Genomic DNA, 18,941 nt, shown 5'->3' with positions numbered 1-18,941 from the left:
GGCCCCGCCTCTGTGACCAGTGCACGGGCGGGGCCACACCAGCGAGCGGCTGCGTCTCATGCCCCGGGAGGAACGGCAATGCTCCTCAGGTTGAACTCGAGGCCGAGCTGTTCGGTCAGTCCGGGCACGGCGATCTCGGTGACCAGGTCTCCGGTGGCGCGGTCGAACCGCTTGATCCTGATGGGTGTCTTGCCGTCGAACGTCTCCTGGATCAGGTGAATCGACTGCTCCGTGAAGGCTGCCTGGCTGGACGAGTTGACGCCTGAGGCGAGGCCGGTGTCGAACCGCGGCACGGTGACTCCCGACGCGATGTCGGTGCTCATGATCCGGCCATCGCCGGCGAGCCATTCGAGTTGACCGTCCCGGACTGCTCGTGCGTCGTAGGACTTCTGGGAGAACGTTTCGGGGTCGGACAGTTCCTCGTTGATCGGGCGTTTCTGCGCGTCGACGAGGGGCCGTTCGGTGTACTTGCCGGTCCTGGTGTCCCAGGAAACGATGGTCATGTGGGGCTTGCCGTCGGCGTCGGCGTAGTCGGAGAGGAACGTGACCACACCGTTGTGACAGGGCACGTGGCGGTTGTGGTCTCCCGCGTCGAAGGCTGCTCGCCAGGCGAGGACTTTTTCGCGTCCTTCGGTCGCCGGGTACAGCTGGGAAAGCAGCTCCGGTTCAGCGGCGGTGTCGACCTTCGAGCGCATACCGGGAACGTCGGCCGATGCCGGGAGATGAGTGCCCGCCTGAGTGGCGATTCCATTGAGGACACCACCGCACAGCGCGTTCATGTAGTAGTTTCCTTCGACCTGGTAGAGCTGTGAACCGGCCGAGGTCGTGACTGCCACCTGATTGGTGTACCCGGAGTCGGATTCGGAGAAGCCTTCGTTGTAGACCGCTACGAAGCCCTTGTCGTCGGGTAGCGCGAAAGCCGACTGTTGCAGCGACGACTTCTTGTTTTCGAAGCTGACCAGTCCGTCCTTGCCGAGGATGTAGTCGCGTGTGTCGTCACTGAAGAACAGCCCGCGCCCTGACCACGCGATGTGCGGCTCGCGCATGCCGCTGGTCTCGATCAGCTTCTTGCTGCCGTCCGCCTGCACCAGGACCAGATAGGCCGGGAGATTCTCCGCCTTGCTCGTCCCGGTCTCGGAGTCCGGACTGAGGTAGAACGCGAGGACGGTGTCGCCGAGCTTCGCCTCTGCGGGCTTGATGATCTGGGCCTTGGCCGCGCCGTCGGGTGTGGTGCAGGCCGTCAGGGCCAGAACGGCACCGGCAGCGAGTGCGGCGAGTCGGGGCAGGCGCACCGTTGAGTCCTCTCGTGCGGGCGGGCGGTGCGGCTTGCGCTCGGCAGGCCGCACCGCACACTGGAATGTCGTTACCTGATGGCGCTGTAGATGACGGTGCTGCCGTCGTTCTTGATGTCGTCGGCGTGCACGGCTGTTCCGCCGTCGCGATCGAGGTCGATGCCCACGGTCATGTAGGCCCGCCACACCAGTTCGGAGCTGTTCAGCTCATGGTCGCCGTTGTACTTGTTCTTGTTGGAATGCGTGTCGAACGGCTTGCCGCGGAGCTTTCGGTAGGCGTAGTCGGCTGCCTTGTCGCGGTTGGCCTGCGTCGTCCTGACGTACATCTTGTGGACGGGGCCGCATTTGGCGAGCGTGGCCGCCGTACGGGCCTGGCTCTTGCTGCCTGGTCCAGGCGCCTCCACGACGATCTTCGTCGTGTAGTAGACGCCGACGTGGTTGCGGGTCCCGCGGTCGAGCTTCGCGAAGGAGTGGAAGATGTCCCCCTTGTACCGCGAGTTTCCGACCTTCACCTTCTCGGTGCAGTCGCTGTCGGCGGAAATGCCGGCGTCCGAGTTCGGTGCGGCCGTCTCCGTGGCCTGTGCGGGTGCGACGAGCAGGCCGGTCAGCGCCGTTCCCACCACCACGCCGGCCGCGATGGACGAGGCGAGAATTCGCCCGATTTTCGACATGTGTACTCCGCTCTCAACGTGCCGACGTGGTTCAGCTACCTGCGGGTGCTGTAGATGACGGTGCTGCTGTCGTCCTTGATGTTGTCGGGGTACACGCCGGGTCCGCCGTTGGAGTCGAGTTCGATGCCCGCGTGCTTGTAGGCCCGCCAGACCAGCTCGGAGCAGTTCAGCCGCAAAGCGGTGTTGGTCTTGTTAATGGCGAAGTCCAGGTCGTAGGACTTTCCTCGGAGCGAGTTGTAGGCGTAGTTGGCTGCCTTGTTGCGGGTGGTCTGCTTGGCCTTGACGTACATCTTGTAGACGGGGCCGCACTTGTTCAGCGTGGCCGCGGTGCGGGCCTGGCTCAAGCTCTTCGGTCCAGGCGCCTCCACGACGATTTTCGTGGTGTAGAAGATGCCGACGTGGTTGTGGGGGACGACGGTCTTGGCGTACGAGTGGAAGATGTCGCCCTTGTACCGCGAGTTCCCGACCTTCACCTTGTTGGTGCAATCGGCGTCGGAGGCAGTGTCGAAGTCCCCGTCCGGCGCGGCCGTCTCCGTGGCCTGCGCGGGTGCGACCTCCGCGGCCTGCGCTGGTGCGACGAGCAGGCCGGCCATCGCCGTTCCCGCCACCACGCTGGCCGCAATGGACGAAGTGAGAAGTCGCCCGATTTTCCCCATGTGAAAACCCTCTCCGGTTGCCTTTGTCGCTTTACCGAGCACATTGCTCTCATCGGGAATTCCCCGACGCTGCGAATAGTGGCACGCGCTGGAATACGGCGAGTACACGCCGGGAATACGCGGCCGGCGGAAGGCTCGGCGGGCAGGTCCGGTCGACGACTGGGGCGCGGCCGCTCGGCCTCGACTTCACCGTGCCCCACGTGCACCGACTCGCCTGGGGACGTTCGTCACCTGCGACTACAGTATGTCCAGTCGAGAGGGCGCGATGAGGTTTGGGATTCTGGGACCGCTGACGGCGTGGCGAGAGGACGAGGAACTCGACCTCGGGACCCCCAAGGCGCGAGTGCTGGTGGCGGTGCTGCTGAGTCGAGCGGGTCACCCGGTTTCGGAAGATCAGCTGGCAGCGGCCCTGTGGGGGGACAACCCGCCGAAGAGCGCCACCAAGAACATGCAGACCTACGTTCATCGGCTCCGGCGTCAGCTGGGTGATCCGGCTCGCGTCGTACGGCGAGGCGCCGGGTATCTGATTCAGGCGGACAGGGGCGAGCTCGACGCCACGAGGTTCGAGGACCTGGCCCAGGCGGGGCAGGTGGCGGAGACCGCCGACGCCCTGGACGAGGCGTCGCGGCGTCTGCACGAGGCGGTGCGGCTCTGGCGGGGGCCCGCGTTCGCCGGTATGGCCGATGTGCCGATGCTGGCCGCGGAGGCCGCGCGGCTGGATGAGGTCCGCCTGTCTGTGCTGCAGTCGAGGATCTCCGTGGACCTGAAGCTGGGACGCCACGCCGAGATGCTGGGCGAGCTGACCGCGCTCGCCCGCGCTCACCCGCTGCGAGAGCGGCTTCGCTCCCAGCTGATGCTGGCGTTGTACCGCTGTGGCCGCAGGGCGGACGCTCTCGCCGAGTACACGCGGGCCCGTACGACCCTGATCGAGGAGACCGGCCTGGACCCGGCCGGCGAACTGCACGATCTACAGCAGCGGATCCTCAACCAGGACCCTTCCCTCGACCTCGCTCCCCGCGTCGTGGCCACGCTCACGAACGCGCCGAAGACCCCCACCCCCGCCGAGCTGCCGCCTGATATCCCGGACTTCACCGGCAGGGACGACGAGGTGGCCGACCTGGAGGAGACCCTCACCGCGCCGATGCCGGGTGCCGTCGCCGTGGCCTGTATCGCCGGTCTGGGGGGCCTGGGCAAGACCACGCTCGCCGTGCACGTCGCGCACCGGATCGCCGATCGTTTCCCCGACGGCCAGCTCTACGTGGACCTTCGTGGCGCCTCCGCCGAACCTGCCCGCCCGGAGGACGTACTCAGCCGGTTCCTGTTCGCACTGGGCATCAGCGGCAGCGGTATCCCCGAATCCCTGGACGAACGCGTGGCGTTGTTCCGGAGCTGCCTGGCGGGTCGCAGAATCCTCCTGCTGCTCGACAACGTGGCGGGGGAAGAGCAGGTGCGGCCGCTCTTGCCAGGAGGGCCCGGCACGGCGGTACTGCTCACCGGACGTGTGCGGCTGGTCGGTCTCGAGGGCGCCAGCCTGCTCGAACTCGACGTCCTGCCGTCGGCCCAGGCCATGAAGCTGATGCGCACCATCGTCGGCGACCAACGCGTCCAGGACGATCCGAACGCGGCTCGGGAGATCATCCGGCTGTGCGGTCACGTACCGCTGGCGGTGCGCATCTCGGCGGCCAGGCTTCTCAGCAGGCGACAGTGGACTCTCGCCCACCTCGCCGACGTCCTCGGGGAAGAACGACACCGGCTGGACGAACTCGTGGCGGGCGACCTCGACGTCCGCGCGGGGTTCGAGATGAGCTACCGGATGCTGCCCGCGGGTGCGCGGCAGGCCTTCCGGCTGGCCGGGCTGCTCGACGCGCCGGACTTCGCCTCCTGGGCGGTGGCGGCGCTCCTCGACCTTCCGGTGCGACAGGCGGAACGTGAGATCGAAACGCTGGTCGACGCTCATCTGCTGAACCTCACCGGGACCGACGAGACGGGCAGGCTCAGGTACCGGTTCCACGACCTGATCCGGTTGTACGCGCGCGAGCAGGCGCGGCGCGAGGACGCCGAATCCGAGCGCCGTGCCGCGCTCGCGCGGGCCTTCGGCGCGTGGCTGGCGCTGGCGGAAGTCGCGTCGGAGCGTGTCCCGGGTCCCTTCTACACGCTCATGCACAGTGACGCGGCACGCTGGCGGCTGCCCGCGGCCGTCTCCGACTCGCTGCTGGCCGACCCGATGGCCTGGTTCGGTGCGGAACACGCCGCCTTGATGGCGGCGGTCGCCCAGTCGTGCGAGGAGGGCCTGACCCAGCTCGCCTGGGATCTGGCAGGGTCCACCGAGACGTACCTCAACGTGCGCGGTGTGTACGACGGCTGGCAGCGCATGCACGAGCAGGCCATCGCGCACTGCCGGGAGACCGGTGACAAGCGGGGTGAGGCCGTGCTGATGCGCGGTCTCCTGCAGGTCACCACGTGGAACTCACCGCCGGGCCCCGGACCGGCGATGACACGGATGCGGGCCAGTGCTGCACAGCTCCTCGAACTGTTCACCACGCTGAACGATCCACTCGGGACAGCCGACGCCCTGGCGACTCTGGCCTGGAGCATGACGGCCGACGGGAACAGTGCCCAGGCACTCGGCCTGGCGGAGCGCGCGCTGCGGATGGCCACCGAAGCGGACTACATCGAAGGCCAGGCGCGGGCCTATCACGCGATGGCGATCATCCACGGCGAGGAGGACCCCCATGGGGCACTCGCGGTCCTGGAGAAGGCGGCGAAGGTCGCCGAGATGCTCGGCAACCCCCACTACACCACGACGATCACCCAGTTCCTCGGCGCGGCGAAGTCATTCTCCGGTGACGTCACGGGTGGCCGGACACTGCTGGAAAGCTCCCTGGAAATGGCGCGACGGCTGAACTACCGCTATTTGGAGACGTTCTCGCTGCTCTATCTCTCGAAGCTGTTCGCCGCGGTGGGGGACGAACGAGCCAGGGCGACCGCCGAGCTGACGCTGGCCTACAGCGAGGACGGCAACTTCGGCCATTACCTCGCCGACGCGCTCAGCGTTCTCGGACAGGTGGACCTGGCGGAAGGCGACGTGCCCGCCGCTGTCAGCGCCTTCGAACGCTCGGTCCAGGTTTGGCGAACTCGCGGCTCGATTCCCTACCTGGCGAGGACACTCCGCGCCCTCGGCGACGCGTACGGCGCCGCCGGCGACCACCTCAAGGCCAGGGCCGTCTGGGAAGAGGCACGCGAACTGTTCCGCGGGATCTCGCACGAAGAGGGCTTGAGAACCCTGAACGCCCGGCTCGGGTGAGAGGTCCCCTCCCGGCACGGTGATCGACGATCTCGGGTGCCGGCCAGCCATAAGGACCTGGAAAAGGCGGTATTCGTCGACTCGATCGCGCACCGCCGTCACCGTAATGCGCCGAAACCCTCCCTTCGCTTCCGCCGATGAACGAGCTGCGGTGATCTTCCACCGCGGACCGGCAAACGAGGGCGAGCTCGATGACCACCAAGCGCAAGAGAAACGCCACTGACGATGACAGCGACGACGAGTTCCAGCCGGACGGCTCGGGGGACGAGTCGAGCAGCTCGGACTCGGATGACGAACGCTCGCCCAAACGCCGCCGCCTGAACGACTCGGACTCCGCGTCCGGCTCGTCGGACGACGACGAGTCCATTGAGGACGACATGGAGGAGGACGAGAAGCTGGCTGCCGAGGAGGCCGCCGCGACCCTGGTCGACACCAGTGGCCGGAGCCGGCTCGTCATTCCGAACCCCTTGTTCATCTCGCAGATGCGGTACCTCGCCGGGCCCGCGTACGTCGAGTTCACGGACAACGCGGGCCAGCCGACCGGCCGTGGTGGGCAGCACAGCACCGCCACGCTCGGTCCTGGTGCCGTGGTGAACATCAACAGCAACGCGCAGTCCACGACATCGCTGCCGGTGCTCGGCGTGATCCGCGGCAAGTACCCCGCTCGCGGGTTCAAGGCGGGGCACCTGCTCAACGCCATGTTCGGCGGGTCGGCCGGGCAGCCGAACATCACCGCCCTGACCAACAACGCCAACGGCCAGCAGAACACCTTCGACAACCGGGTGAAGACGGCCGTCGAGGCGGTCAAGAAGGTCTACGAGGGACTCAACGGGCTCGCCATCGACGTGAGGGCGCTCGGGTACGGCATCGGCGTCACCGTCACGGTGTCCGACGCGACCTGGGGCCCTGCCGTGCCGGAGAACCTGATCGCCACGGACATGAACTGCCACGCGGTGGTGGTGGGCGCGCCGGACGTCGATCTTCTGTTCGCGCGGAAGTACCCGAACGTCCAAGGCAGGCCGGACCGTTGGAAGACGGTGCTGAAGGACCTCAAGAAACTCATTGCCGACGTCGCCGGCCTGACGGCCCAGGCCAATGCGGCGGGTGCGATCACCAACAACTGACAGTTCGGTGGCTGCGGGTGTCAGCGGAATGTCAGCGGCGCTCGGAATTCTCTGACCCAACGAAGCTTCCCCTGCACAGGCCGGGGAGCCTGTGGAGCGAAAAGGGTCAAACGTGCTGAAGAAATTCACCTTCGTGGCTTTGATGGGCGCGCTCGTCAGCGCGTCCTTCGGCGCCGGCGTCGCCAACGCGGCGACCGACCGCAACGGGTCCTGCGAGTCGGGCGAGTTCTGCCTGTACTACAACAGCGACAACGCCGGCTCGGTGTCCGACTTCGCGGGCTCGATCGCCGACTACGGCGACTCGCAGCCGAGCTGCTACGAGTTCAAGAGCGCGGGCAACGGGCAGGGCGTGTGCGTCAAGAACAACGCCGCGTCGGTCTGGAACCGCTCCACCAAGGCCGTCACGGTCTTCTACAACAGCAACTACGGTGGCGCGAAGCAGACGTTCGCGGCCGGCGCCAAGGGCAACCTCAAGGCCGAGCTGAAGAACGAGAACGCCTCGCACCGCTTCGGTGACGCCGGTGGCGACCCGGACCCGTCGCCGGGCGTCTACCCCGCGCCGGAGACCAACCCGCACCCGGCCGCTACGGCGCGGGCGCCCCAGGCCACCAAGCGCACGCAGTTCATCGACGACCAGATCGCCTCGAAGACCGGCGAGAAGCAGTGCTGGGTGGGCGACTACCGCAGCTACGAGTCGTCGACGAGCAACCACAACACCGGTAACGCGCTCGACTGCACCATCTCGAACGCGATCGGCACCTACCCGACCGCGACGCAGAAGGCCCAGGGCTGGAAGCTGGCCTACTGGCTGCAGAAGTACGCGTCGAAGCTCGACATCCGCTACGTGATCTGGCAGGGCAAGATCTGGAGCGTCGCCCGTGCGTCCGAGGGCTGGCGCAACTACACCGCCGGTAGCGGTGTGACCGGTGGTCACTACGACCACGTCCACGTGTCGGTCCAGAACCCGCACGGCGACTGATCTGAGTAGTTGAAGAAGGCGAGCGCACGCCCGTGCGCTCGCCTTCTTGGCGTTTCAGGACCTCAGGTCGTGGACGATCAACGACGCCGAGAGCAGCCGGATGTCCGTCGGGTCGGCGGGGTTGTAGCCGGTGAGCTCGGCGACGCGGCGCAGGCGGTAGTTGAGGGTGTTGCGGTGCAGGTGCAGTTCGTCGGCCGTGCGATGGCGGTTGTGGTCGCTGTTGATGAACGTCCGCAGCGTGTGCACCAGGTCGGGATGCTCGGAGAGCCGGTCCATCACCCGTGCCAAGCGCTTGCGGCCGGGGCCGGGGCGGCAGAGCTGGTACTCGAGCAGCACGTCGTCGAGGACGTACGCGCCGGGCTGGCGGCCGAGGCGCTGGGCGAGTTCGGCGATGTCAGCGGCCTGCCGGGCCGCCGCGGGAATGTCCTCCCTGCTCTCCGCCCCCGCGATCCCGCCGATCAGGCCGGTGCCGGCGGCGGTGTGCAGGGCGCGGACCAGGTTGGCGGAGTCCTCCAGTTCCTGGTCGAGGCCGTCCTCGGTCGTCGGCAGCAGCACCGTGCCGCCGTCGTGGTCCAACGCGGAGAGGGCGTGCTTGGGCAACTCGGCCCGTAGCCGTCGCACGAGCCCATGAACGGCGAGGCGCGCGTCAGCACCATCGGCCACCGACGGTGCCTCGACGCGCACGGCGACGACGACGTGATGGCCGGACAGCTCCAGCCCGATCCGTTCGGCGAGTGGCTCGGCCTCCCGGCCGGTCAGCAGGGCCGCGACCAGCGCACGACCGGCTTCACGGCGTTCGGCGTGCAGGGCCTGCTGCTCGGCGAGGTACGACCCTGCCACGGCCGGCACCGCGATACTCAGGTACCGCAGCAGCGCCGGCACCGTCGCCAGCAGGTCGGGAACCTCCTCGGGCTCCGCGACGGCGGCCATCGCCTCCCAGCCCACGGTCGCCGCGACGTGGTAGGTGCTGAGCACGATGTCGAGCGGAACGCCCTGCTGGGCGCGCCGCACCGCCGTGGCGATCTGCATGTCCAGCTCCTCGGGCGCGGGCGGGCGCTGTTCCCGGAGCGCGTGCAGGAATACCTGCAGGTGACGGGTCACCGCCTCGGTGATCTCGCGGTCGACCAGTTGGTGCGGCAGCTGCCGGTAAGTCGCGGATCCGGCGAAGAACGCCTCCAGCACCTTCTCGGCGATGTGCGGGATCTGGGTCGCGACACGGTCGTAGAGCGGTGCGGCGGGATCAGGTACGGGGATGTCGACCACCGCCAGAGGCTTGCGCATCCGCCCGTCATAGGCGATAGCCCGATCGAGTCCTTCTCGGCTGGTTGTCTGCACGAAAGTGGGACGCCCGCGTTGTGCACGTGCCTCAAACACTTGACCCTATCGAGTGACGGGTGATGAGGATGACCGCCGTTCACAGCCACAATCGGGTGTTGTGAGCAGCGTCGAAGAATGCATGAAGTTATTGCTGCGCAGCGGGTTCCGGCGGACTGTCGTGCGTGATCACTTCACGTGCGTCAACGCCGTGATGTTCAGGCGCGTGTGGCGTGGCACCAACGAGACGGTGCTCGCGTACTCGGAGTCGGAGGCCCTGGCCTATCGCATGGCCGAGGGCGACGCGGACCCCACGGACCCGTTCGTCGTCGATCCCGATCTGACGATGTGGCAGTGCGGGGGTGAGTTCCTCGACGTCGCGGGCCAGTTGCTGGAGTTACCGGCCGCGCCTGGTCACTCGGCGTTCGAGGCGAAGTAGTAATCTCGGCTGGTGGGTGAGACCGACCGGATCGGAGTGTTCTACGACGGCACGTGGTTCGCCTACCTGAGTGACTTCTACGCGACAGCGCACCCCAGGGGAGCGCGCGTTTCTCTCGACGGCCTGCACGACGCGTTGCGCTGGTACGTCCACACCGAGACGGGTCGTCCGCTGGACGAGTGCGTGGTCGCGGAGGCGCATTACGTCCGCGGTCGCATCGACACGCCTGCCGAGTCCTTCGACCGGGTGCTGGCCGCCGCCGGCATCACGCGGCACGACCTGCCGCTGCACAACGGCAAGGAGAAGGGTGTCGACGTCCTGCTCGCGCTGGAGGCGTGGGACCGGGCGACGACGGTGCCGCTGCAGTGGGTCGTCCTGCTGACCGGTGACTCGGACTTCACGCCTCTCGCGGAGCGGCTGACGGCGCGGGGCGTGCACGTGATCGTGCCGGTGGTGGACATCATGACGGTCAACGCGCCACCTGCCTGGACTCCGCGCACCGCCGCGCCGCTGCGTGCCGCGACGCCCTTCACACCCGGTTTCGACCAGCTGTTCGCGCCCGGTGACCAGGCCGACTACCCGCTGCGGCGGGCCTTCGTGCGGTCGTCGCAGGTGGCGGCGTCGCCGGTCGGAGCACCGCGCGGGCGCCGGAAGGGCACCGTGGCGACCTGGAAGACCGGTCAGGCGCACGGGTTCATCACGGACACGCGCGGCGGGTCGTGGTTCGTCTCGCGCGACGAGCTGCCGAACGGACTGACGCTGCTGCTCGCGGGCACGCCGGTGTCGTTCACCGGGTCGCCCGCGCCGATGCCCGGCCGCAAGTATCCGAGGGCGCAGGCCGTCCGGCCCGAATGACTTTTGTCATCCCGAGGTCGTGACGCTGCCGCACTACTGACGAGCGCCGGTTCCGACCAGGCTCGACGCCATGGAAACGGTGCTCGGAGTACGAGGGGCGCGGCACCACTACGGTGCCACGCAGGCGCTGGACGGCGTTGATCTCGACGTCGGCGCGGGGGAGTGCGTGGCACTGCTCGGGCCGAACGGCGCGGGCAAGACGACGCTGGTGAACCAGGTGATCGGGCTGCTGCCCGCCAAGGCCGGTTCGGTGCGCGTGTGCGGTGGCGATCCCCGCGTCGCGTCGACCCGCCGGCAGCTCGGGGTGGTGCAGCAGTCGCTCGGGTTCCCGAACACGCTGAAGGTGTCCGAGCTGGTCGTCGGGGCCGCGGTGCGCGCGGGGAAGCCCCGTGCGGCGGCCGGGCCGGTGATGGCCGAGCTCGACCTGACCGAGCTGGCCGGGCGGCGTGCGTCGAAGCTCTCCGGCGGCCAGAAGCAACGGCTGCAGCTCGCCATGGCCCTGGTCGCCGATCCGGCGCTCCTGGTGCTGGACGAACCGACGGCGGGTCTGGACGTGCCCACTCGCAGGCGGTTCTGGCAGATCCTCGCCGAACGGCGTGAGCGCGGCGCCGGCGTCCTGCTCACCACGCACCTCATCGAGGAGTCCTCGGCCGTCGCCGATCGCGTCGTCGTGCTCGACCGGGGCCGCGTGCTCGCCGAGGGCACGCCGGGCGAACTGGTCGCGCGGCTGCCCGACCGCACGGTGATCGCCCGAACGGTCCTCGGCTTGGAGCGCCTCCAAGCGCTGCCCGGTGTCGTGTCGCTGCGCAACGACGGTGAGCACGTCCGTCTCGGCACGCGTGCGCCGGAGGCGTTGTTGCGGGTGCTGCTCGCGCAGGACCCCGGCCTGACTGATCTGCGGGTCGAGGGTGCGGGGCTGGAAGAGGCAGTGGCGGGTCTGATCGAGAGGGGTGCGGCGTGACCGTGCACATGTCCGGGAAGGTCTTCGGTGTGGAGCTCGCGGACGAGCTGAGGGGTATCGTCCGCGAACCGGCCGCCCTGTTCTTCTCGATCATCATGCCGGTGGGGTTCTTCGCGCTCTTCGTGTCGCTGTTCGGGAAGTTCAGCGCCGGCGGGGTGTCCGCGGGCACCACGATGATCGCCACGTTCGGCGCGTTCGGCGTGATCTCGGTCGTGCTGCTGAACCCCGGCATCGGCGTCGCGTCCGACCGGGAACGCGGCTGGCTGCGGGCGAAGCAGGTGTCGGCGGTGCCGATCAGCGTGACGCTCGCGGCGAAGGTGGTGGCGGCACTGCCCTACGCGGCCGGGGTGCTGGTCGCGATGACGGCGACCGCGGCCGTCACCGGTTCGTTGACCGCGCCTCTGCCCGCGCTGCTGCGGGTGCTGGCGGTGCTGGTGGTGGGCGCGCTGCCGTTCGCGTTGCTGAGCCTCGCGATCGGGTTCCAGGTCGGCGCGGGTGCCGCGGCCGCCGTGCTCAACGCGATCCTCATCCCGGCGTCCGTCCTTTCCGGACTGTGGATGCCGCTGGAGATCATGCCCGCGTTCTTCGGTGACGTCGCGCGGTTCCTGCCGACCTACCACCTGTCGGAGCTCGCCCGTGCCCAGCTGACCGGTGGGCCCGTCCTCACGCACGTGCTCGTGCTGCTGGGCTTCGCGCTGGTGGCTGCGGTGCTCGCGGCCGTGTCGTATCGTCATGCGCGGTCATGAAAAAAGTCGCTGGGCTTTCCCACTGGTTGCACCTGATCTACCTGGGGAACCTGCTGTGGGCACCGATCTTCGACCCGGCCACGGACTGGGTGGACTGGGCGCTCGTCGCCGTCGTCGCCGTGGCCTTCGTCCCGATGTACGTGCTGGCCCGGCAGCGGCCGGATCGCGTCCGCTGGTGGTGCCTGGTGCCGACGGTGGTGCTCGGCTCCCTGACGACGCCGTTCAACACCGGCGCCGCCGTGCTGTTCGTCTACGCGGCGGTGTTCGCGGGCCTCTCGGAGTCGCGGCGGGTGGCGATGCGGTGGTTCGTCGCGCTGACCGCGCTGATCTGCCTGTTCGGTGTGGTGTCGGTGGTCGAGATGCCGTACCGGCTGTGGGGGCTGCTGCCGTCGCTGATCTTCCTCTGGCTGATCGGCATCCTCGAGGTCGAGTGGTCCGAACGGAGTCGCGAGGCCGCCGAGCTGCGCATCCGCACCGCGCGGATCGAGCATCTCGCCACCCTCGCCGAACGCGAGCGCATCGCCCGCGACCTGCACGACCTGCTCGGCCACACGCTGACCGCGATCGTCCTGCGCGCCCAGCTCGTCGCCGCGGATCCCGCACGAGCCAAGGAAGAGGCGGCGGAGATCGAACGGACGGCCCGCGCGGCGCTGGGCGAGATCCGCGACGCCGTCACCGGGTGGCGCAGCGCGTCACTGGAGACCGAACTGGAGGCGGCGCGTGCCGCGTTGTCGAGCCTCGGCGTCGAGGTGACCGTGCGCAGGGATCCGGGGCTGGTGATCGTCAGCTCGACCGAGCACGAACTGGCGCTCGCGTTGCGGGAGGCTGTCACCAACGTGGCCCGGCACGCACACGCCAGGACGTGCCACATCGGCGTCGAGGCCCGCGACGGTGAGCTGCGGCTGGTGGTCGCCGACGACGGTGTCGGCGGGCACGCGCCGGAGGGCAACGGGCTGACGGGCATGCGCGAGCGGATCGCCGCGCTGGGCGGCCTGGTCGCGCGGACGGTCTCGGCGGGCACCACCGTCACGATCGCCGTCCCGCTGAAGGTGGCCACGTGATCAGGGTCGTGCTGGCGGAGGACCAGGCGATGGTGCGCGGCGCGTTCGCCCAGCTGCTCGACCTGCAGCCCGACGTCACGGTCGTCGCGACGGCGGGGGACGGCGACGAGGCGCTCGCGGCCGTGGCGGAACACCGGCCCGACGTGCTGCTGACCGACATCGAGATGCCCGGCCGGACCGGACTGGACGTCGCCCAGGCGCTGAGCGAGCGAGGCGACCCCACCCGCGTCCTGATCATCACGACGTTCGCCCGCAGCGGGTACCTGAGGCGCGCGATGGACGCCGGGGTCGCGGGATACGTGCTGAAGGACGCGCCGATCGCGGACCTCGTCTCGGCGCTGCGCCGCGTGCACGCCGGCGAACGGGTCGTCGCCGCCGAGCTCGCAATGGCCGCGTGGGACAGCGCCGATCCCCTGACACCGCGCGAACGCGAGCTGTTGCAGGAGGTCACGACGGGCGCGAGCAACGCCGACATCGCGGCACGGCTCAACCTCGCCGAGGGTACGGTCCGCAACTACCTGTCGACCGCGATGGCGAAATTGGGCGCGCGCAACCGTTCCGAGGCGGCGAACACCGCGCGCGAACGGGGCTGGCTTTAGGGTCTGTACAGACCCTAACCCTTGCGCCGCACCAATTCGTTGATCCAGATCGGCGCGAACGGTGACGTGCAGCCCGGCGGCGTCGGGTAGTCCTTGAGGACCTCCAGGCGTTCGCCGATCTCGATCGCACGGGCGCGCAGTGAGGGGTGCTCGATCCCGATCTGCGCCAGGCAGTGGTTCATCGCCCACTGCAGACGTTGCGGGGCGTCCTTCATGTCCTTCTCGACGATGTCGAGCAGACCGTCGAGGTCGAGCCCCTCCGGCTGCTTCGCCACCCGGTCGACGGTCAGCGCCCAGCCCGCGCTCGCGACCACCGGATCAGGATCGGCGAACCACAGCACGCGCAGCTCTTCGGTGTGCGGGTTCTTCTTCACCACGTAGTTCACGAGCCAGTCGTGCACCTTGGGGCGCATGGCCTCGCGCAGCATGATGTCGAGCTCGTCGCGCCCGAACGCCTTGGGGCGGCAGATCAGCAACGCCAGCAGCCGGGCCGCGGTGTCGCCCGTCGCCCACAGTTCGAGTGAGAGGTCCTGCTGGGTCTTCAGGCGCTTCGCGATCGCGCGGAGCTTGCCGAGGTTCACGCCGTGGTCGTCGCCGTGCTTCTCGTTCACCGCGCGCGCTTTGGGGTCGTCGAGCGCGGCCAGTTCGGCCATCAGCCCGGTCACCGGGTCGTCCGCCACCGCTCGACCTCCCGTTCGTCACCGACAGCTTACGAGCTGGAACGCCTCAGTCGCTCAGCGCCGCGACCACCGGGCACTGGTCCCGGACGCCGTTCTCGGCGACGTCGAGCAACGCGAGCCGTACCCGGTCCAGGTCGTTGATCCGCTGCTCGATCTCGGCGACCTTGCCGGTGACCACGTCACCCACGTCGGGCGTGGCAGAGGCGGAGAGGAGCTGCTCGACCTCGGTGAGCGTGAACCCGAGCCGGGCCGCGCGGCGGATGAACCTCAGCCGCTTCAACGCCTCCTGGTCGTAGTGGCGGTAGCCGCCGTGGGACCGGGCCGTCGGGACGACGAGGCCGCGGCGCTCGTAGAACCGCACGGTGCTGATGCCCACCCCGGCGGCGCGGGCCAGTTCGGATATGCGCACCACCGGAAACTACCTCCGCAGCAACGCGCGGAGCTGGGCCGCGCCCCAGAACAGTTCCAGCGCCAGGAAGCCCGCCAGCGCCGGACTGTGCCCCTGCCACAACGCCCAGGCGAACCAGAGGCTGAACAGAGCACGCCCGGCCGTGTCTGCGGTGATCAGCACCCGTTCCGGCCGCAGCCACCGGACGATCGACCACATCACCACTACCGTGCCGAACAGCGTGGAGAACAGGAGCGTCTGCCCGGTGTGGGGCGTGCCGAGTAGATCCAGCACCAGTGCTCCGGTCCAGGGCGTGACGAACGCGATGCTCGCCACGAGGTCGTACGCCGCGCCGGCTTTGCCCCATCGGGCCACGTGATCTCGGGTCATGCCGATCACGATGGACTCTGCACCGTGGTGCAGAGTCAAGCCCGCTTCCCGCCGCTAACGTGGTCAGGCGAGCGTTCGTTGAGCCGAGGGAGGCGCGTGACCGGGCAGATCGTGCGTCACGCCGGCCGGATCGAGGCCGTGCGCGTGCGGTTCGCGGCCGTGCACAAGGCCAGCGCGGTCGTCGTCGGCGACGAGACCGTGTACGGGCGGCTGTGCCGGTGGATCATCCACGCCGTCCTGGAGAAGCACGCCCGGCAGGACGAACTGGTCTCCTACGTCGAGGAGAACCTGCGCCTGATCGTGGCCGGGCTGTACGACCTCTACGGCGTGCGGGCACCTGATCCCGACCTCGTGCGCGAGGCCGCCGTGCCCTCGCTGGTCGAGCCGGTCGAGGACTCCGCGCGGGCCGCGATGGAGCAGATCAGGCCGTTGCGGGACGTGCTGGACGACCTCACCGGGCTGCCGGACGTCATCGCCGCGCATGCGATGACCTGGTACAACATCGCGGCCGAGCAGCAGGACATGGCCGACGAGCTCGAGGACCTCCTGGAGCAGGACGCCCCGCGGTGGAGCGGCGCCGAGGAGCACCTACGGCTGATGGGCCACAACATCGACGCGATCCGGGGGCTGAGCTCGGTGTCGGCGGCGTTCGGGGAGATCACCGAGAGCGTCGGGGTGCTGGTCGCGCAGACCCGGCGGCTCGTGCGGGAGCTCGTGATCAGTCTGGCCGTGGCACCGACGGACGCGACGCTGTGGCGGCTGGCCTGTCGGATCGCGGTGTACGGGGTGGCGCTGGAGGCCACCCTCACGCACCTGGAGGACCGGCTCAGCGGCTAGCGCGGCGGCGGGCGAGCTGCGGCAGGAACCACATGTAGACGCCCGTTCCCATCAGGACGAACAGCGGCAGCAGCGGCACGTACGACACCCACACCACGGAGCTGTCGACAGTCAGGGCGACCGCCGTGAAGACGACGGTGGCCATGAAGACCATGCTCACCACGCGGTGGAACTGACGGATTCCCTTGCTGCGGGCCATTTCTCGGTCCTCCCGGTCGTTGTTGGATGCAACGGTAGGAGCGGCGGCCCGGCCGTGCTTCTCGATTCCTGACCAGCTTCGGAGGGCGTGGCGCAAAATCTCCTGCGCGAGATGTCGATCCCGGCGTCTACCGTTCGACACACTTATGACAGCAAGCGCGAACACCGAGGAGAACCAGATGCGTACCGTGATCGCAACCGCTTTCGTCTCGCTCGACGGCGTCGTCGAGGCACCCGGCGGCGAACCCGGCCACCGCAGCGCCGGCTGGACCTTCGAGGACATCGAGTTCGACGAGGCCGCCTACGAGATCAAGGGCCGTGAGCAGGACGAGGCCGCGGCGATGATGATGGGCCGGGTCAGCTACGAGGTGTTCTCCCCGGTGTGGCCGACGCTCGACTACTTCCCGAAGTACAACGTGATGCCGAAGTACGTCGTGTCCAGCACGCTGAAGGACGACCAGCTGGTCGACAACTGGGGCGACATCACGATCCTGCGGACGCTGGACGACGTGGCCGCGCTGAAGGAGACCGAGGGCGGGCCGATCTCCATCCACGGCAGCGCGACGCTCAACCGCAACCTCTCCGACGCGGGCCTGATCGACCGCTACCACCTGCTGGTGTTCCCGGTGCTGCTCGGCGCGGGCAAGCGGCTGTTCAGCGAGACCGACAAGGCCAAGCAGATGCTGAAGGTCGTCGAGAGCGAGACGTACTCGAACGGCATCCAGAAGCTGGTCTACGACGTCGTGCGCTGACCTCAGGCGCACTCGCGCACGGCGGCCACGACCCCGGCGAACGAGTCGACCAGCCAGGTCGGGTTCGCGCTGAGCAGCTGGTCGACGCCGTGCACGCCGTAGGTCACGGCGACGGACGCCATGCCGGCTCCGTGCGCCATGTTGATGTCGCGGGTGGTGTCCCCGATCATGACCGCGTTGCGCGGGGACACCCCGAGCCTGCGCAGCACGAGGAGACCGGATTCGGGGTCGGGCTTGGGTTTCGAGACCTGGTCCGCACCGACGACGACGGAGAACTCCTCGCGCAGACCGGCCGCGGTGAGCAGCGCCTCGGCGTTCCCGATGTACTTGCTCGTGGCGACGGCGAGCCGGAAACCGTCGTCCCGCAACGACTCCAGCCCGTCGTACACGCCCGGGAACACCAGTTGCGTCGCCATCGGCAGCACGATCTTGCGGTACGTCGCGTGGTAGAGCTCGACGCAGGCGGTGATGACCGGCTCGTCCTCGGACGTCCCGAGCACCTTCGCGAACGCGGCGGGCAGCGGGAGCCCGATCGTGGCGCGGATGGTCGGGGAGTCCACTGTGGGCAGGTCGAGCTGGGCGAACACCGCGGCGAACGTCGTGACGATCCCCCTCGGGGAGTCGACGAGCGTGCCGTCGAGGTCGAAGATCGCGCACCGGTTCATGAAGAGAATTCCTTCGCGTGGGCGGCGGCGAGTTCCCCCGCGACTTCGGCGGTGTTGACCATCACCGCCGTGGTCGCTTTCAGGGAGTCTGTCTCGTCGTCGATCGCGTCCGCGGGCTTCGTCGGTGTGGTCACGAGGAACGAGCCGGGGTTGCCGAGTGCCCAGTGGCTCTCGATCGCACGGGCCATCACCCGTGGATCGTCGACGCGGTGCGGACTGGGCAGACCGGAGGTCCCGAAGTAGAACGCGGGGAAGTCGTCCGACCGGTAGGCGACGACCGGAACGCCGTGCGTGTCCAGGAACTCCAGCGTGAGCCCGAGGTCGAGGGTGTTCCGGGCCCCCGCGCAGACCACCGCGACCTGGGAGCGGGTGAGTTGCACGAGGTCGGGGGACAGGCGCCGGGCACCTCGGTGCACGCCGCCGATCTCCGCGCTGGACAGGAACTTCAGCCCCGCGAGCCCGGCCGCGACCATCGACGCCGAGACCGTCGTCGCCCCGGTCGTCCCGCGGGCGAGGACGACCGGCAGGTCCCGGCTGTCCAGGACGCAGACTCCCTGCATGGAAGCGAACCTTTCGATGTCGGTCTCGGAGAGGCCGACGAGGATCCGGCCCTTGTCGACGCCGATCGTGGCGGGGACCGACCCGTTCGCCCGCACCGCGTCCTCGACCAGGCGCGCGGTCTCGGCGCTGTCCACACCGGACCTGAGCACGTCCGACGCCAGCGCCACGACGGGCTGGCCCGCCGTGATCGCCTCGGCCACTTCCTCGCTGTACACCAGGGGAATGCGCATCCGCACCTCAGTAGCTCGGGGTCTTGCGCAGGAGGTGGTTCCGTTCCACGATCTCCGGCGTATGGACCTGGTCCTGCCACGCCTGCTGCTCGACCGGTTCCAGTGCGATCGACACGACGCCCTCGGCACAGCCGAACGCCCGGGTCACCGCCTCGGTGATGGCCGAGACCAGCTCGGACGTCTGCTCGTCGTTGAGCAATGCAGGGAAGTGCTTGATGTTCACGTGCGGCACGCGGGCC

General features: G+C 68.7%; 22 protein-coding genes. 11 read left to right on the top strand and 11 right to left on the bottom strand.

Annotated features, from left to right (window positions below; genetic code table 11):
* Positions 1–56 precede the first annotated feature (56 nt).
* The 3 genes from IG04_RS0137435 to IG04_RS0137425 form a co-directional block, all read right to left on the bottom strand.
* A complete protein-coding gene (locus tag IG04_RS0137435; protein WP_030481490.1) occupies positions 57–1,292 on the bottom strand; it encodes a hypothetical protein in 1,236 nt (411 codons plus the stop codon).
* Positions 1,293–1,363: 71 nt separating this feature from the next.
* Positions 1,364–1,963: a hypothetical protein gene (locus IG04_RS44585; protein ID WP_051771537.1), complete on the bottom strand. Its 600-nt coding sequence runs from the start codon at positions 1,961–1,963 to the stop codon at positions 1,364–1,366.
* Between the two features lie 35 nt (positions 1,964–1,998).
* Complete coding sequence (locus IG04_RS0137425; RefSeq protein WP_084401924.1) at positions 1,999–2,619, bottom strand: YiiX/YebB-like N1pC/P60 family cysteine hydrolase; 621 nt, start codon at positions 2,617–2,619, stop codon at positions 1,999–2,001.
* Positions 2,620–2,884: 265 nt separating this feature from the next.
* On the opposite strand from IG04_RS0137425, the gene IG04_RS0137420 reads away from it, so the two are divergent.
* From IG04_RS0137420 to IG04_RS45940, 3 genes are all read left to right on the top strand, one after another.
* Positions 2,885–5,923 (top strand): AfsR/SARP family transcriptional regulator, encoded by a 3,039-nt coding sequence (locus IG04_RS0137420; RefSeq protein WP_063758365.1) that lies wholly within the window; start codon positions 2,885–2,887, stop codon positions 5,921–5,923.
* A 191-nt stretch (positions 5,924–6,114) separates the two neighbouring features.
* The gene (locus tag IG04_RS43325) at positions 6,115–7,047 is read left to right on the top strand and encodes a hypothetical protein (protein WP_036016686.1); all 933 of its coding nucleotides are present in this window, start codon (positions 6,115–6,117) and stop codon (positions 7,045–7,047) included.
* A gap of 112 nt (positions 7,048–7,159) precedes the next feature.
* Positions 7,160–8,026 carry a peptidase inhibitor family I36 protein gene (locus IG04_RS45940; protein WP_245816506.1) on the top strand — a complete coding sequence of 289 codons (867 nt, stop codon included), beginning with the start codon at positions 7,160–7,162 and terminating at the stop codon, positions 8,024–8,026.
* A 54-nt stretch (positions 8,027–8,080) separates the two neighbouring features.
* Here IG04_RS45940 and IG04_RS0137405 read toward each other — a convergent pair whose 3' ends face one another.
* Positions 8,081–9,307: a PucR family transcriptional regulator gene (locus IG04_RS0137405; RefSeq protein WP_051771530.1), complete on the bottom strand. Its 1,227-nt coding sequence runs from the start codon at positions 9,305–9,307 to the stop codon at positions 8,081–8,083.
* A 175-nt stretch (positions 9,308–9,482) separates the two neighbouring features.
* On the opposite strand from IG04_RS0137405, the gene IG04_RS0137400 reads away from it, so the two are divergent.
* From IG04_RS0137400 to IG04_RS0137375, 6 genes are all read left to right on the top strand, one after another.
* A complete protein-coding gene (locus IG04_RS0137400; protein WP_144065564.1) occupies positions 9,483–9,779 on the top strand; it encodes a hypothetical protein in 297 nt (98 codons plus the stop codon).
* Between the two features lie 12 nt (positions 9,780–9,791).
* On the top strand, positions 9,792–10,634 hold the full coding sequence (locus tag IG04_RS0137395) for an NYN domain-containing protein (RefSeq protein WP_030481483.1): 843 nt from the start codon (positions 9,792–9,794) through the stop codon (positions 10,632–10,634).
* A gap of 70 nt (positions 10,635–10,704) precedes the next feature.
* Positions 10,705–11,595, top strand: a complete 891-nt coding sequence (locus IG04_RS0137390) for an ABC transporter ATP-binding protein (RefSeq protein WP_030481482.1) — start codon at positions 10,705–10,707, stop codon at positions 11,593–11,595.
* Positions 11,592–12,341, top strand: coding sequence for an ABC transporter permease (locus IG04_RS0137385; RefSeq protein WP_338043654.1), 750 nt, complete (start codon positions 11,592–11,594; stop codon positions 12,339–12,341). The genes IG04_RS0137390 and IG04_RS0137385 overlap by 4 nt, the downstream gene beginning before the upstream one ends.
* Positions 12,338–13,402 (top strand): sensor histidine kinase, encoded by a 1,065-nt coding sequence (locus tag IG04_RS0137380; protein WP_036016684.1) that lies wholly within the window; start codon positions 12,338–12,340, stop codon positions 13,400–13,402. The genes IG04_RS0137385 and IG04_RS0137380 overlap by 4 nt, the downstream gene beginning before the upstream one ends.
* On the top strand, positions 13,399–14,001 hold the full coding sequence (locus IG04_RS0137375) for a response regulator transcription factor (protein WP_030481479.1): 603 nt from the start codon (positions 13,399–13,401) through the stop codon (positions 13,999–14,001). Before IG04_RS0137380 ends, IG04_RS0137375 begins: the two co-directional genes overlap by 4 nt.
* A 14-nt stretch (positions 14,002–14,015) precedes the next feature.
* Here IG04_RS0137375 and IG04_RS0137370 read toward each other — a convergent pair whose 3' ends face one another.
* The 3 genes from IG04_RS0137370 to IG04_RS0137360 form a co-directional block, all read right to left on the bottom strand.
* Positions 14,016–14,654 carry a DNA alkylation repair protein gene (locus IG04_RS0137370; protein ID WP_084401947.1) on the bottom strand — a complete coding sequence of 213 codons (639 nt, stop codon included), beginning with the start codon at positions 14,652–14,654 and terminating at the stop codon, positions 14,016–14,018.
* 73 nt (positions 14,655–14,727) lie between these two features.
* The gene (locus IG04_RS0137365) at positions 14,728–15,090 is read right to left on the bottom strand and encodes a MerR family transcriptional regulator (protein ID WP_030481477.1); all 363 of its coding nucleotides are present in this window, start codon (positions 15,088–15,090) and stop codon (positions 14,728–14,730) included.
* 9 nt (positions 15,091–15,099) lie between these two features.
* A complete protein-coding gene (locus IG04_RS0137360; protein WP_030481476.1) occupies positions 15,100–15,459 on the bottom strand; it encodes a hypothetical protein in 360 nt (119 codons plus the stop codon).
* Positions 15,460–15,555: 96 nt separating this feature from the next.
* Here IG04_RS0137360 and IG04_RS44580 point away from each other — a divergent pair, with 96 nt between their 5' ends.
* The gene (locus IG04_RS44580; protein WP_051771523.1) at positions 15,556–16,296 is read left to right on the top strand and encodes a hypothetical protein; all 741 of its coding nucleotides are present in this window, start codon (positions 15,556–15,558) and stop codon (positions 16,294–16,296) included.
* Here IG04_RS44580 and IG04_RS0137345 read toward each other — a convergent pair.
* Entirely contained in the window at positions 16,286–16,495 is a 210-nt protein-coding gene (locus IG04_RS0137345; protein ID WP_030481475.1) for a hypothetical protein, read from the bottom strand. The two genes, IG04_RS44580 and IG04_RS0137345, sit on opposite strands and share 11 nt — an antisense overlap.
* 178 nt (positions 16,496–16,673) lie before the next feature.
* Here IG04_RS0137345 and IG04_RS0137340 point away from each other — a divergent pair, with 178 nt between their 5' ends.
* Entirely contained in the window at positions 16,674–17,246 is a 573-nt protein-coding gene (locus IG04_RS0137340) for a dihydrofolate reductase family protein (RefSeq protein ID WP_030481474.1), read from the top strand.
* Between the two features lie 2 nt (positions 17,247–17,248).
* Here IG04_RS0137340 and IG04_RS0137335 read toward each other — a convergent pair whose 3' ends face one another.
* The 3 genes from IG04_RS0137335 to IG04_RS0137325 are packed head-to-tail and all read right to left on the bottom strand — an operon-like array spanning position 17,249 to position 18,934.
* Positions 17,249–17,911 carry an HAD family hydrolase gene (locus tag IG04_RS0137335; RefSeq protein WP_030481473.1) on the bottom strand — a complete coding sequence of 221 codons (663 nt, stop codon included), beginning with the start codon at positions 17,909–17,911 and terminating at the stop codon, positions 17,249–17,251.
* A complete protein-coding gene (locus tag IG04_RS0137330) occupies positions 17,908–18,702 on the bottom strand; it encodes a pseudouridine-5'-phosphate glycosidase (RefSeq protein WP_030481472.1) in 795 nt (264 codons plus the stop codon). Before IG04_RS0137330 ends, IG04_RS0137335 begins: the two co-directional genes overlap by 4 nt.
* Before the next feature lie 7 nt (positions 18,703–18,709).
* On the bottom strand, positions 18,710–18,934 hold the full coding sequence (locus IG04_RS0137325) for a tautomerase family protein (protein WP_030481471.1): 225 nt from the start codon (positions 18,932–18,934) through the stop codon (positions 18,710–18,712).
* Positions 18,935–18,941: the final 7 nt, after the last annotated feature.

The sequence above is a fragment of the Lentzea albidocapillata genome (assembly GCF_000719115.1).
Taxonomy (GTDB): domain Bacteria; phylum Actinomycetota; class Actinomycetes; order Mycobacteriales; family Pseudonocardiaceae; genus Lentzea; species Lentzea albidocapillata.
This window is presented reverse-complemented; position numbering and strand designations above follow the sequence as displayed.